Source organism: Segatella hominis (genome assembly GCF_004535825.1).
GTDB lineage: Bacteria > Bacteroidota > Bacteroidia > Bacteroidales > Bacteroidaceae > Prevotella > Prevotella hominis.
In genome coordinates, this window is the sequence record NZ_SGVY01000008.1 from 16,475 (window position 1) to 30,561 (window position 14,087).

Sequence of the window (14,087 nt, forward strand, 5' to 3'; positions counted from 1 at the left end):
CTTTCTTTATTGATTATTACCTAATTCTGTATCTTTGATATTGACATTCCAACCATTGACATTCACCTTGGTGATCATGTTGTAATCTCTCTTGTCCGATACGTAGAACATCAGAACGTAATGGTCTTCACGGTCCAGATACTCCTGGTCTTCCCAATTCTGGTTTACCTTTTCACCGCAAAGGGCAAGGAACCAAGGGAGAGAATGATTGAATAATTCTATAGGATTATCCTTATCGCGCAGGTCGGTGATAATGATGCGCTTGTCATCATAATTGTTTTTGTCACCATCCCTTACGACACGTCTGTCATTCTGTCTTTCGAACATACGAGAAGATGAGAGATCGTAAATCAAGGCCTGATCTACAGGTTCTTCATTCACCTCGGTATGTGCACCGTCATAGTTTGCTCTGCGCTCCATGTTGTATGGCAAGTAGGTGATTCTTTCGTTCTTCACTTTCTCTCCTTTGTGATCGAGCCATGCTGAAGAACCTTCGATGCGAACGTCGAAATTCTCAGGTTTGAAATCCGCCTGATCGTTCTCGTAAGGGAGCAATACGATGCGGTAAGTCTTGGTACACTTCATTAAGCTGAGTGTAGAAGTCACTACTGTACCTTCGTTTCCATTTTGGTTCAGCCGCTGGAAGTCCACCTGGGTCTTTGCGGTGTATAAGGCTGCAAATTCCTTGTCGTTCTTGATTTCTTCGCCATTGTCCTTACCCATCCTTTCGGTCAGGTCGTCAATGGTAGAAACGCCCGGTGTAAGAGAAGCAAAACTGAACTCCATCTCGTCATCTTCTGCTCTTGACATCACCTGACGGTCGCGAGCCAGACATACGAAGGTATATTTCCCATCCTTCAGACCCGTAATTTCCATCGTGTGTCCAGTTTCAAACTTTTCTCGGCTTTCGATATAAGAGTCAAAGAATTTGCCGTTTTCATCAAAGGCATAAACGTTGATATTCTTAACTTCAGCGGCGAAAGCGTCAGCTTGTTTCACGTTATATGTATAGTCGAACTGGAGAGCCACTTTACTTATTGCAGGCGGGCAGTCGTCCATGTCTTCCTTGATGCAAGAAGACATTGTGGTTAGTGCTATGGCTGAGAAACATACCAATTTAAACCAGTTGTTGTTGATGAATTTTGCCATATCGTTAAATCTTTATATTGTTAATATTCTTAGAAAAGTTCTCTTGAGTTATCTGGAGTGCCCTGCTTTTAGGGTAGGGCATCGTTGATTTCGTCTTTGGGGTGCTTTACTGGAAGCACTGGGTAATCCCATCTTTCTGTGGGTTGTCCCATCTTTCGGATGGAGGAGGTAGTAGGGGGTGAGTTTTATATCACTGTCTTATGGAGGCTTCGTTCTTGATTCTTTGGAGGAAATCTTTCGGAGGCAATGCCCCCGAAAGATTGATGATAGTTACTTCAACTGAATATTAGTAGAGTTAAGTACCCAAGGGTTGATAGCTACTGTTACATTCATGTAGTAGTTAGGCTGGATATCGTCTGGAGTTGGTCCATTAGGAACATCCTTACCTAAGTCGTAGATACCATTCACATTCATGCGATAGATGCTGTTGCGGAGAATTGAGTAGTAACCTTCACGTACGTAGTAGTTGTCCTCAATGGTGTAGCGGTAGTACATCTTACCTGCACGGTAAACTTCGATGTTGTTGGCCTTGCGGAAGTTTGTTAACTTTTCGCCTTCCTCGATCAAGTTGCCCTGTGCATCCTTAATATTATTTACCACTTCTGCTGCTGTGAGCGCTCCGAATGGGTTACTTACTTCCTCGTCTGCCATCAAATCTGCGATACGGGTGTAAAGCTTGCCGTCATAGCGATAGAATGTGCCATCTGCGAAGTCTGCATTTGCCTTAGCACTTTCTGTCAATGTGGCCTTGATGCAGAAGTAGATTGATGTTGCATCATCCTTTTCAGTTGTTGTATTCTCAAACATATAGTTCTTAGGAGTACGGGCGTTGGTGGTGAAATTCTCAAGACCTGCAGCCTGATACTTGGTACCGTACTCTGTTGTTGGCTTGTAGTAAGGAGCAGTTTCTGCAATCAGCGCGTTGAGTGTCCACTTGCCTGTTGTGTTCCAATTCTGCACTACGTAAGAGTTGTTGTTCAAGTTTGACAGTGCGTATGTGTCATAAACTACACCTTCCAGATAATCCTCAAAGTTCTTGGTGGTAGTTTCTGGCTTTCTTTCAATCTTGGTTACATCTACGGTAGGAGCATCTACTCTTGCTACAACTCGGTCGAGAGAGATCTGGGTAGCAATGGCAGGGGTAGCCTCGTTCTTATTGTCTGCTGTAAAGGTAACAGTACTGTGATCTGCCTGCTTGTTCTTGTCGTTCTGGTTGAACATTACGAAATGGTTGTTGCTTGCATAGTTTGCACCTCCGACTGTTGATCCTGCAAATGCTGCATTGGCTGCGAGAGGATAGTCTAAATCTGCGTTTGCCAAGAAGTAAACGGTGTATGGTGTGTTCTCTTTCACGTCGTTTACACTCACCTTGATAGGCTTGGTCTCACCAGCAGTTGTCTGGGTAGGAGCTGTCTTCCAGTCACTTGCCGTTACGGTCTTCTTGAAGATTCTTTCTGTACCTTGATAGATATAGATGGTACCAGATGTGATGGTGCTTTCCTCTACTGTTCCGTTCTCAGGGTTAGATTGGGTAGTTCTGGTAGCATCACCAGCAGAACCTTTTACTTGGATAGTCATGTTATAGAAACCCTCTACTGTTTCCTGACCAGTGGTAGGAGACATTGTGTCGTCAGTGCTGCAACTGTTGAATGTGAATGCTGCTATCGCTAACATACTCATTGCGAATAGATTAAATTTCTTCATAATCTTAAGTTCTTAAAACGTTAAACAATTATTTTACTTATACATTAATTCTAAAAAAGAAGTTTCGCATATTTTGTAGCAAAAGTTATTTGCTTTTTTTATAAACCTTCTTAAACTTAATTCTCTTTACAATTTATGAGTCATCTTTTACTTATGAAATCCTCTTTTGTTGAATAATCATCTTTTACTATACATTATATATATAGATATTCATCCTTTGATTACATCCTTCTGAGAAGTTCCTGAAGATTAATCTTGGCTTCCTTCAAACCAGCCTTATCTGCTTTTTCGAAGTAGGTCTTGGCAGTCTGATAATCATTCTTCAGAACAGCAAGTGCGCCTTTAGCGTTGTCCACTTCCGGACCATTTCCAGCCTTCTTCAAGTAATTCTCTGCGCTTACCTTATCGCCTCTATCGATGGCAGTATAGGCTGCGTTGAGATTAGCAAGTTCTTCCTCTGGGAACATCTTTACGGCGATATCAAATACCTCATTGTATTCCTTGCTTCCCTTTTCGTAACTGTTGGCTACTGCATACATCTCTTCGAGGGATAGCTTTTGTGGACGGGTCTTGATAATCTTGCGAGCTTCTTCGAGATTGAAATGTCTTACGTCGTAATTGATTTCATATTCGGTGCGGCGCAAAGGTGGATATACTTGGTTGATGAGATATCTGTGTGCATCTCCTGCTTTGGCTGCAATCGCTCTTTCCATTTCGTCTGGTCCCATGTTGCTGTTGAGGATGTTCAGCACGGTTGCCTTCTGCGGGATGTTGTTCTTGGCTACGTAGTCACGCACTCCCTGCCAGTCTTCTGCAGTAGAGGAGAACTTGAACAGTTTCATTTCCACTGGATAGAGGTTGCGCAGATAGTCATAAACGGCTTTAGTACGGTTCTTAGCCAATTTCTCATTGTTGGCATAGCTGCCGTCTGGGGAGGCGTAACCATGTAGTGAAATCGAAGTGATGTGTACGTCTGCGTCGTTCTTCACCAGGTCGATGGTCTTGCGCATCTTGTCTAATTCTGCTTGATTGTTGCCTAGTTTTGTATTGATAATTGCTTTATTGATATGAAAATTGAGTTGTGCCGTACCCTTTTCCTGTCGGTTCTTGATAGGTTCTGCCTTAGGTCTCACGTATGCATATTGCAATTTCATTGGTCCTGGCAGGGCTTCACCGATGCGGCTGAACAAACCGTTTTCTACAATAGCTTGGTTACATCCGCAGACATCTTGTCCGACAACGAGTTGTGAGTTGTTCATCCACTCGCGATATGGAGTTGTATAAGCATAATGTATGGTCTGGGCTTCCTTATTGTTACGTCTGGTAACGATAAGTGGATTTTGGGTGGCAGTCTTGTTGTTGCGCTGGTAATAGATGTAGCGTTTGCGTCCCATGATTTCCACCGCAGGCATTTTGAGCGTATCTTGCTGGTTGACGATCATCGGGATGATGACGGTTCCCTTATTGCTTTTCACCTGAAGGTTGTCAAGCTTGAAATCCATATTGACAGCAACGTTATTGCCTGTTTTTTTCACTTCCTTGTTGAGAAGGCTCACTTTTCCACCTACCAATTGCTGTGCTTTGGCAGGCATACAGAGCAGAATGACTGCTGCTGCGAGGCTTAATTTGATGATATGAAATGTTCTCATAATTGAAGTCTTTTACTAAATGATAGAAACAATGTAATGCCTAAATGATAAGAATACTACCTTGCTGATGTCGTTTAGAAGACATACACCAGGTTGATGGCTGCCTTGGTAGGGCCTACGTAGTGGTGGCTCTTGTCACTTTCTACTTTCTCGCCGCATTTCTCACATTCGTATTGGTCATACTTGGAGAAAACGTACCCTAATCCCAACTCTGCTTCCAAGTTCCAGTGCTTGGAGAGTGTCCAGGTGTAGCCGTATGCGATTCCGGCTCCTATCATCCATCCCTCGAAGCGATGTTCTTTCAACTTGGAGAAATCTGTTCCCAGTAACATGAAGTCTGCATCAATATTACCTATATTATACTGTCCACCCAAGGCATGGAAACCAAGGAAGTGCCCCATCATCTTGTTGCAGAACCAATATCGTGCTTCAGGTTGTACGATCCAATGCTTCCACTTCTTATTGTCTGAGAAAGACCAAGGATTATAATTTCCCGACAGATCGAATGTCCATTTCGGTGCAAGGCTGAACTCAACTCCAAGATTGAAGGTGGTTGTTGCATCATACAAGAGGTTGGTCTTGATGGCTGCCTTTTGGGCTATTGCCGAATAGGAAAATCCTATGCAGGCAATCATTGTTATAATCATCTTTTGCTTCATAATCTTATGTTTTATGATTTTGTTCTTAGAATTATTTACTTTTATTATTCTTTTAAACTTTGAAGTTCTTAGAAAAATTACTTTTATGATTTTTGTCTTTTACTTTTTTATTGGTTTTAGAAATCATTACTTTTATCTTTCCTCTAAACTTTGTAAGTTCTTAGAATCGTTAAATGGTAGATTTTTTGTTCTTTCTGGTGGCAAATTTATAATGAATTCTCTTTGGTTGCAAGTTTTTTAGCACTGAAAAATACTGAAAAATGCGATTTTTTCTACATTTACAACTAAAAAACACTGAAATTTACCCCTAAAAACTAAAAAATCTCCAAAAAGAATACGAATCTCAAAATAAAAGCGTATTTTTGCGAAAAAGATGATGGTTAACTTTTTGATAGAATTATTGTATGAAAGGTCTTAGTAATAGTACGGTGAAAATGATACGATTTATAGAATTGTATCTTTGTCCACAATATTGTGGTGTGATTGATAGAAGAAGAGTGATAGCTTATCTGTTCTTTACACTGATAGAAGCTGTTGTGATTCCTCTGCATTTCTTCTTGTTTCTGATGTTCTGGGAGCCTATGGGCTTTGGTCTTACCTGTGCCCATCTGATAGCTTTCTCTGTCATCCAATGGACCATCTGGAAGCAAAGCTTAAGTTTCGATAATGGTTTGTCAGCCCTGCTGATGCTGGCTGCTGGTAAACTGATGATTGACAGTATATTCTGTATTTTTTTGGAGTTGTCGAAGATCATATCTCTGTTTTGGGTAATGTCTTCGTCATGATGGTTATCGGAATTACCGCTCTCAGTCTGATGTTGCGTAAAACGGCTTTGGTCGTAGCTCTGGCGATGATTCCTGCATTGGCTTTATATGTTTATATGGAACCTTCTGTTACCTTATGGTTCTCATTGAAGCCTTTACTCGTGGGTATATTGATGTTCGGCTATGTCTATACCTATAATATGAGTAAGGTGACTAAAGGATTGCGCCAACCGCGTGAAATCAATCAGGAAGAGAAGAAGGCATTGGAAATGCTTGCCAATATTCGTGATTTGGATCATGATAAAGCAGAAAGTTTGCTGGAAAGACTTACTCCTGAAATGCGTCAGCGTATTGTGGGGCTTGCCACTGAGCGGTTGAGAAAGGAAGAAAGGGAACTCTTAGCTTGGGATCTGATATGTGTGGAACTGACCAAAAGCGAAAAGGTTATCTGCAAATTGATATTGGAAGGAAAGACGCTGAAGGAAATCTGTTCTTTACTCAACAAGTCTGAGTCTAATATCACCAGCCAGCGCTGTCATATTCGCAGAAAACTGAAAATGGGACGTAAGGATGATTTGCGACGTACTTTGGAATTAAAAATTATAGAGGTAAGAGATGCGCTTTAGGCCATCTCTTATCTCTATTACTTTTATGTCAACCGTTCATTGATGTTGATGAACTGTCTTTTAATCTTCCATTCTCAGGAAGGCTTTAGGCAGATAGTCTATGAGATCGCCTGCGATGAGGCTCTCCTTGCCCAGATCTTTTATAGCTAAGTCGCCTGCGAGTCCATGAAGATACATGCCTATTTTGCAAGCTTCTGCCTGTCTGTAACCTCGGGCCAATAAGGCTGTGATAATGCCTGTCAAGACATCTCCGCTGCCGGCAGTAGCCATTCCGCTGTTGCCTGTTGAATTGAATTCGATATGCCCGTTTGGCAAACAAAGTGCAGAATAGTGTCCTTTGAGAATGATGTAAGCCTGGAGCCGCTCTGCCAATTCACTGGCTTTCATCAGCCGTTCGTAACTGTTTGCACAGGTGTTACCTACCAGACGGTCTAATTCCTTAGGGTGGGGAGTCATGATGATTCCCTTCGGCAGTTGCTGCATCCACGCTCTATGACTTGCCAGAATATTGATGGCATCTGCATCTACGACGAGTGGACAGGCGGTACGTCGTATTTGTGCAATCAGGGCGATGGCTGTTCCTTCGTTAATACCTAATCCCGGACCGATTCCGACGGCATCAAAGGCGTCTGCATCTGTAGGTTCACTGAAATAAGTTTCTTCGTGATCCAGTTGGAGGACAGCTTCCGGTACGCTGATTTGCATGATGTCGTAATTTCGCTTGGGCGTATGGGTAGTAACTTTTCCTACACCGGCTCTCAGACAGGCTTTGGTTGCCAATATGGCTGCTCCTGTCATTCCATAGCTTCCTGCGATGAGAAGCGCATTGCCCATACTGCCTTTGTGGGCAAAGTCGTTGCGAGGTTTCATCATGTGGCGGATATCGCTTTCTTCCAGGATGGAACATTTGCAGTCGGCATTTTGTATGAACTCATGCGAAAGGCGGATATCCAGTACCTTGAGGCGCCCGATGTACTGCTGCATGTCGGCAAGCATCATGGAAAGCTTTTTCTGCTGGAGTGTCAGGGTAAGGTCTGCATGGATGATGTTGGCGTGGATGTTATAGGTGTTATCTTCGCACATCAGTCCGGACGGGATGTCGATACTTACCACCTTGGCTGCACTCTGGTTGATGTATTTCACCATTGCAGCAAAACCTCCGGCTAAAGGCTTGTTAAGGCCGCTGCCAAACATGCCGTCGATGACAACGGTCTTGTCTGTGAGCTGCGGCGGATCAAGGTTGACCGTAATTTCTGTAAACTGTCTGATCTGTTTGCATTCTGTAAGCCTCTTCTTATTGGCTGCACAGTCTGCAGAGAGTTTATTATGTACGTTAAACAGATATACCGAAACCGGATAACCATCTTCTGCCAGTAGTCGGGCCACCGCAAGCGCATCACCACCATTGTTGCCAGGACCGGCAAAGACAACAATGGGAGTACGGCTGGACCATTCTTCCTCAATGCTTCGGGTAATGGCTTTAGCCGCACGCTCCATCAGATTGAGCGATGAGATAGGTTCATGCTCGATGGTATATCTGTCCAATTCATGAATCTGAGTACTTGTAAATATCTTCATATTTCTCCTATTTCTCCTATTATTGTGGGGGTGTTCTTTTTCTACAAATGCAAAAGTACTAAAAAAAGCCCGATGAAAGCATGAAGTTTCGTATTTTTTTCGTAATTTTGCACAAAATATTATTTTCAAGACTATGGGTATAGTTAAAATCAAGGACAAAACCTTTAAGACTTCCATTCCGGAAGCAGAGATTTTGAAGAAAGTACAGGTCGTGGCAGACCGCATAAACAAGGACTTTGAGGGTAAGAAACCTGTGTTCTTGGCAGTGTTGAATGGCTCGTTTATTTTTGCTGCCGATTTGATGCGCATGATAACGATACCGAGTGAGATTTCATTTGTGAAATATGCTTCCTATGAGGGCACTTCCTCTACCGGCAGCATGAAGACGCTCATGGGTATCAATCAGGATTTGGCTGGTCGCCATGTCATTATTGTGGAGGATATCGTTGATTCAGGTTTTACCATGGCCCACATGATAGAGGAACTCAAGAAAATGAATCCTGCATCAGTAGAAATCTGCTCTCTTCTCGTGAAACCGGGTAACCTGAAGGTTAATCTCGATATCAATTATGCAGTGATGGAAATCCCTAATGATTTTATCGTGGGATATGGTCTGGATTATGATCAGGAAGGCAGAAACCTCCGTGATATCTATACGATAGTGGAGTAAGATTGTGGAAGAATAACAATATATAATTTTATATACATAATAAAGAAGATGAAAAATATCGTAATTTTCGGTGCTCCAGGTGCTGGTAAAGGTACTCAGAGCGACAAGATGATCGAGAAATATGGTCTCGGTCACATTTCTACTGGTGATGTACTCCGTAATGAAATCAAGAACGGTACAGAACTTGGTAAGACTGCTAAGGGTTATATCGACAATGGTCAGTTGATTCCAGACGAGTTGATGATCGACATCCTCGCAAGCGTATATGATAGCTTTGGTAAAGAGCATAAGGGTGTGATTTTTGATGGTTTCCCACGTACCACTCCGCAGGCTGAGGCTTTGAAGAAGATGTTGGCTGAGCGTGGTCATAAGATTGCTGCCATGATTGAGTTGGCTGTTCCTGAGGATGAGTTGATGGCTCGTTTGATCAACCGTGGTAAGGAAAGCGGTCGCTCTGATGATAACGAGGAGACTATCAAGAAGCGTCTCAATGTATATCATACACAGACTGCTCCTCTCATCGATTGGTATGAGAAGGAAGGTATTCATCACCACATCGAGGGTCTCGGTACTGTAGATGAGATCTTCGCTCGTGTTTGCAATGTGATTGACAACCTCTAATGATCATATTTAATGTGTAATGTTTAATGTTTAGTTGGGTTTGCGCCTTGGGTGCAGCTTGATAAAAATTAGGCATTGCACATTAATTTCTTTCAACCAGGAAGAGAATCAATCAGGAAGAGAATCAAACATAAACATTAAACACTAAACATTAAACAATAGAAAAAATGGCTGAATCCAATTTCGTAGATTATGTAAAAATCAATTGCCGCTCTGGTAAGGGTGGTAAAGGCTCCATGCACCTGCGCCACGTGAAGTACCAACCGAATGGTGGTCCTGATGGTGGTGATGGCGGACGTGGAGGAAGCATTTATCTTCGCGGTAACCACAACTACTGGACGTTGCTGCACCTCAAATATCAACGTCACTTCTTTGCTGAGCATGGTGGTAATGGTGGACGTGATAAATGTCATGGTACTGACGGTAAGGACATCTATATTGACGTACCTTGTGGTACGGTGGTTTACAATGCTGAGACTGGCAAGTACGTTTGTGATGTAACTTATGATGGGCAAGAAGTGCTCCTGCTCAAGGGTGGTCGTGGCGGACTTGGTAATTTCCAGTTCCGTACTTCTACCAATCAGGCGCCACGTTATGCTCAACCAGGAGAACCTATGCAGGAAATGACCATCATCATGGAGTTGAAACTTCTGGCTGATGTGGGTCTTGTTGGTTTTCCTAATGCGGGAAAGTCAACTCTTCTCTCTGCTGTGTCAAGTGCTCGTCCTAAAATAGCCAACTATCCATTTACTACGCTCGAACCATCATTAGGTATCGTGGATTATCGCGATCACCAGAGTTTTGTCATGGCTGATATTCCTGGCATCATCGAGGGTGCGAGCGAAGGAAAGGGACTCGGTTTGCGATTCCTCCGCCATATTGAGCGCAACTCTCTCTTGCTCTTTATGGTACCAGGAGATACGGACGATATCAAGAAAGAATATGAGGTGCTGCTGGGTGAGTTGAAGAATTTCAATCCGGAGATGCTCGACAAGCATCGTGTACTTGCCATCACCAAGTGTGACCTTCTTGATGAGGAACTCATAGAGATGCTCAAGGAAACGCTTCCTACCGACCTGCCCGTGGTTTTCATATCTTCAGTGACAGGACAGGGTATTCAGGAACTCAAGGATATTCTGTGGAAAGAGTTGAACTCAGAGAGTAATAAACTCCAGGAGATTACTGCAGAAGATACGTTAGTTCATCGTGATAAGGATATGTCTCGCTTCCAGCAGGAATTGGCTGATGAAGGTGAGGATATCGTTGAATATATCGATGAGGATGATATCGAGGACGTAGAAGACCTGGATGATTTTGAATACGAGTAAAATGATAAAGGAATATCATATAGCCTCTGATGTCATGGCTTTTTCTACCACTCGTCAGGGTGGGGTGAGCCAGGGCAACTATGGTGAATTTAATATAAATGAGTTTTGTGGTGATAATCCGGAATGCGTGGAGGCTAACCGCAAGGCTTTGGCTCATGAACTGGGTGTTGAGGAAAATCTTATTCTCATCCCACATCAGGTTCATGGCGTGGAGGTAAGACAGATTGCAGGTGAGTTCCTTTCAATGCCTGAAAATATCCGTAAAATGGTGTTGGAGGGAGTTGATGCTATTATGACCAATCTGAAAAATGTCTGTGTCGGTGTTTCTACGGCTGATTGTATTCCTGTACTTCTCTATGATGAGGAGCATCATGCCGTGGCTGCCATTCATGCTGGTTGGAGAGGAACCTTGGCTCGCATCGTACATAAGACCCTGCAAGAGATGGCTTTTGCCTACAAGACAGAGCCTGAACATCTCAAGGCTGTGATAGGTCCTGGCATCTCTATGGAGAATTTTGAAGTGGGAGATGAGGTTTACGAGGCTTTTGAACAAGCCGCTTTCCCAATGGAAGAAATAGCAGCGCAATATCCTAATGCTGCTTTCAAGGCTAATCCTGAGGAACGTGAGCGTATGGCAGCCGAGGGAAATATTGATCAACCTTTGAAATGGCACATCAATCTGCCACTTTGCAATAAGGAGATTCTTATCCATTGCGGTGTTCTGGAGGAAAATATTCATGATTGCGGCATTTGTACATTTGCTCATTCTGATGAATATTTTTCAGCCCGCAAACTTGGAACTGATAGCGGACGAATTTATACAGCTATTATGCTGAAATAATGATAAAAAAACATCCACGAAGCGCATTTCGGTACGTTCGTGGATGTTTTTTTATATTCTATTGATTACTTTTTCTGCGACTTGCGGTTGGCGCGTTGTTGGCGATATTTAGCTTTCTGACGAGCAGAGCCACTGCCGTGGGCGCCGGTAATGTACTTTTTCTTTTTGGCCTTAGTCTTCACCTTACCGTCGTCGTCCTTTTTAGGACCACCACCGCTTCTGAAGACCATGCCGCCCATGATTATATCGTCTATATCATTCATGTCGTTTTTATATTGAAGGGGGGATGAATTCTTCACTCTTCACTCTTCGTTCTTCACTCAATTAATGGTGGAACAAGCGAACATGTGTGAACGCCATGGCGATACCATATTTGTCACATGTCTCAATAACATTGTCGTCACGGATAGAACCACCAGCCTGTGCGATATATTCTACGCCACTCTTGTGAGCACGCTCGATGTTGTCACCGAATGGGAAGAAGGCATCACTACCCAGGCAAACACCTGTGTTCTGTGCAATCCATGCTTTCTTCTCCTCACGTGTCAAAGGCTCAGGCTTCTCTGTGAAGAACTGCTCCCAAACACCATCCTGAAGAACGTCTTCCCATTCGTCTGAGATATATACGTTGATGGTATTGTCACGGTCTGCACGGCGGATCTTCTCCTTGAAAGGCAGGTTCATGACTTTAGGGCACTGGCGCAACCACCATTCATCAGCCTTGTTACCAGCCAGACGAGTACAGTGGATACGGCTCTGCTGACCGGCACCGATACCGATAGCCTGTCCGTCCTTCACATAGCATACAGAGTTACTCTGTGTATATTTCAATGTGATGAGTGCTATGATGAGGTCACGCTTAGCATCTGCAGGGAAATTCTTGTTTTGTGTAGGAATATCCTCGAAGAGTGCTGGGTCGTCTAATTTAACTTCATTACGACCTTGCTCAAAAGTAATGCCAAATACTTGCTTACGCTCAATAGGAGCAGGAGTGTAGTCTGGATCAATCTGAATTACGTTGTATGTACCCTTACGCTTATCCTTGAGAATCTCAATGGCCTCAGGAGTATAACCAGGAGCAATCACGCCATCGCTGACTTCTCTCTTGATGAGGAGAGCTGTAGCCTCGTCACAAACATCGCTCAATGCTACGAAGTCACCATAAGAACACATACGGTCGGCACCACGTGCACGAACGTATGCGCAAGCCAATGGAGACAACTCGAAGTTGACATCATCGCAGAAGTAGATCTTCTTCAAAGTGTCGCTGAGAGGAAGTCCTACTGCTGCTCCGGCAGGAGATACGTGCTTGAAACTTGCTGCAGCTGGAAGACCAGTGGCAGCCTTGAGCTCCTTGACCAATTGCCAAGAATTGAAGGCATCGAGGAAGTTGATATAGCCAGGACGGCCATTCACTACTTCGATAGGCAGTTCGCTTCCATCCTCCATATAGATTCTGGAAGGTTTCTGATTCGGATTACATCCGTACTTGAGTGCTAATTCTTTCATTGCAAACATGTATTTATTAAGAATTTGCTGCAAAGTTACAAAAAATATCGCATTTTTGTAGCATCGAATCAAACTTTTTTGTACTTTTGCAGGCAATTAGGTAACGATAGAGAAAAAGTAGAGAATACGTTAGTAAAAAGATAAAGAGAATTGCAAATTTCATGATGTTATGAAAAATGACTTAGTACTTCTCACCCATGAGGTAGAGAAGAAGATTGGTAAGAAGATTCATGTAGGTTCTGATTTTGAAAAATTAGCTTCTATCTTCTCTGTGAAACATCATCTCAAGGTGAGTGCACAGGGACTGCACAAGGTGTGGGGATATGTGAGTGGTAAGGAAAAACCTACCCATGAAACGCTCAATAAACTGGCACTTTTCGTAGGGTATCAAAGTTGGGATGATTTTCATGAGGCTCTTCATGGTGAAGATGATGGAAATCTGAGCTATGATACGGATGAAGATCATGAACTGAAGCCTGATTCTTCGGATGATATTGATTGATAGAAAATTGTCTTGTGAAAAAACAAAAAAAGGAGATTCCGCAAATGATTTGCAAGGAATCTCCTTTTTATTTTTACTTGGATAGTAATCAAGTGAATTACTCTGCGTTCTTGGCAATAGTCTTCTTCTCAGCGATACGAGCCTTCTTACCAGTGAGCTTACGCAAGTAATACAACTTAGCGCGACGTACTTTACCATGCTTGTTCACCTCGATAGAATCGATAGCTGGTGACTCGATAGGGAAGATACGCTCAACACCTACTGTACCAGACATCTTACGAACTGTGAAACGCTTCTTGTCACCATGACCAGAGATCTTGATAACAACACCACGGTAGAGCTGGATACGCTCTTTTGTACCCTCGATGATTTTGTAAGCGACTGTGATAGTATCACCTGCCTTGAACTCAGGGAACTTCTTGCCGGTTGCAAATGCTTCTTCAGCAACTTTAATCAAATCCATTTTTTGTATAGAATTAAAAATTGT

15 protein-coding genes are annotated in these 14,087 nt (G+C 43.0%); 7 read left to right on the forward strand and 8 right to left on the reverse strand.

The features are described 5' to 3' along the window. Nucleotides 1-6: 6 nt before the first annotated feature. From EXN75_RS04540 to EXN75_RS04555, 4 genes are all read right to left on the reverse strand, one after another. Entirely contained in the window at nucleotides 7-1,149 is a 1,143-nt protein-coding gene (locus EXN75_RS04540) for a FimB/Mfa2 family fimbrial subunit (RefSeq protein WP_134842937.1), read from the reverse strand. Nucleotides 1,150-1,419: 270 nt separating this feature from the next. After that, entirely contained in the window at nucleotides 1,420-2,853 is a 1,434-nt protein-coding gene (locus tag EXN75_RS04545) for an Mfa1 family fimbria major subunit (RefSeq protein ID WP_134842938.1), read from the reverse strand. Nucleotides 2,854-3,074: 221 nt separating this feature from the next. After that, nucleotides 3,075-4,502 (reverse strand): DUF3868 domain-containing protein, encoded by a 1,428-nt coding sequence (locus EXN75_RS04550; RefSeq protein ID WP_134842939.1) that lies wholly within the window; start codon nucleotides 4,500-4,502, stop codon nucleotides 3,075-3,077. Between the two features lie 74 nt (nucleotides 4,503-4,576). After that, the gene (locus tag EXN75_RS04555; RefSeq protein ID WP_022109766.1) at nucleotides 4,577-5,161 is read right to left on the reverse strand and encodes a DUF3575 domain-containing protein; all 585 of its coding nucleotides are present in this window, start codon (nucleotides 5,159-5,161) and stop codon (nucleotides 4,577-4,579) included. Between the two features lie 434 nt (nucleotides 5,162-5,595). Here EXN75_RS04555 and EXN75_RS04560 point away from each other — a divergent pair, with 434 nt between their 5' ends. Together EXN75_RS04560 and EXN75_RS04565 are read left to right on the forward strand one after the other, a co-directional pair. Continuing rightward, nucleotides 5,596-5,946, forward strand: a complete 351-nt coding sequence (locus EXN75_RS04560) for a hypothetical protein (protein WP_134842940.1) — start codon at nucleotides 5,596-5,598, stop codon at nucleotides 5,944-5,946. After that, nucleotides 5,943-6,551, forward strand: a complete 609-nt coding sequence (locus EXN75_RS04565) for a helix-turn-helix transcriptional regulator (RefSeq protein WP_134842941.1) — start codon at nucleotides 5,943-5,945, stop codon at nucleotides 6,549-6,551. Before EXN75_RS04560 ends, EXN75_RS04565 begins: the two co-directional genes overlap by 4 nt. A gap of 60 nt (nucleotides 6,552-6,611) precedes the next feature. Here the strand turns inward: EXN75_RS04565 and EXN75_RS04570 are convergent, their stop codons facing one another. Further along, the gene (locus EXN75_RS04570; protein WP_134842942.1) at nucleotides 6,612-8,129 is read right to left on the reverse strand and encodes an NAD(P)H-hydrate dehydratase; all 1,518 of its coding nucleotides are present in this window, start codon (nucleotides 8,127-8,129) and stop codon (nucleotides 6,612-6,614) included. Between the two features lie 133 nt (nucleotides 8,130-8,262). Between EXN75_RS04570 and hpt the strand changes: the two genes are divergently transcribed. From hpt to pgeF, 4 genes are all read left to right on the forward strand, one after another. After that, nucleotides 8,263-8,799: a hypoxanthine phosphoribosyltransferase gene (gene hpt, locus EXN75_RS04575; RefSeq protein ID WP_022109762.1), complete on the forward strand. Its 537-nt coding sequence runs from the start codon at nucleotides 8,263-8,265 to the stop codon at nucleotides 8,797-8,799. 48 nt (nucleotides 8,800-8,847) lie between these two features. Further along, nucleotides 8,848-9,420 carry an adenylate kinase gene (locus EXN75_RS04580; protein ID WP_022109761.1) on the forward strand — a complete coding sequence of 191 codons (573 nt, stop codon included), beginning with the start codon at nucleotides 8,848-8,850 and terminating at the stop codon, nucleotides 9,418-9,420. A 167-nt stretch (nucleotides 9,421-9,587) separates the two neighbouring features. Then, complete coding sequence (gene obgE / locus EXN75_RS04585) at nucleotides 9,588-10,748, forward strand: GTPase ObgE (protein WP_022109760.1); 1,161 nt, start codon at nucleotides 9,588-9,590, stop codon at nucleotides 10,746-10,748. 1 nt (nucleotide 10,749) lies between these two features. After that, entirely contained in the window at nucleotides 10,750-11,589 is an 840-nt protein-coding gene (gene pgeF, locus EXN75_RS04590) for a peptidoglycan editing factor PgeF (protein WP_134842943.1), read from the forward strand. A gap of 65 nt (nucleotides 11,590-11,654) precedes the next feature. Here the strand turns inward: pgeF and EXN75_RS04595 are convergent, their stop codons facing one another. Further along, nucleotides 11,655-11,852 carry a hypothetical protein gene (locus EXN75_RS04595; protein ID WP_022109758.1) on the reverse strand — a complete coding sequence of 66 codons (198 nt, stop codon included), beginning with the start codon at nucleotides 11,850-11,852 and terminating at the stop codon, nucleotides 11,655-11,657. A 61-nt stretch (nucleotides 11,853-11,913) separates the two neighbouring features. Beyond that, nucleotides 11,914-13,098: a phosphoribosylaminoimidazolecarboxamide formyltransferase gene (locus tag EXN75_RS04600; protein WP_223176146.1), complete on the reverse strand. Its 1,185-nt coding sequence runs from the start codon at nucleotides 13,096-13,098 to the stop codon at nucleotides 11,914-11,916. A 169-nt stretch (nucleotides 13,099-13,267) separates the two neighbouring features. Between EXN75_RS04600 and EXN75_RS04605 the strand changes: the two genes are divergently transcribed. Then, nucleotides 13,268-13,600, forward strand: coding sequence for a hypothetical protein (locus tag EXN75_RS04605; protein ID WP_022109756.1), 333 nt, complete (start codon nucleotides 13,268-13,270; stop codon nucleotides 13,598-13,600). A gap of 97 nt (nucleotides 13,601-13,697) precedes the next feature. On the opposite strand, the gene rplS is transcribed toward EXN75_RS04605, so the two are convergent. Beyond that, nucleotides 13,698-14,063: a 50S ribosomal protein L19 gene (rplS, locus tag EXN75_RS04610; RefSeq protein WP_118116630.1), complete on the reverse strand. Its 366-nt coding sequence runs from the start codon at nucleotides 14,061-14,063 to the stop codon at nucleotides 13,698-13,700. Between the last annotated feature and the right edge of the window lie 24 nt (nucleotides 14,064-14,087).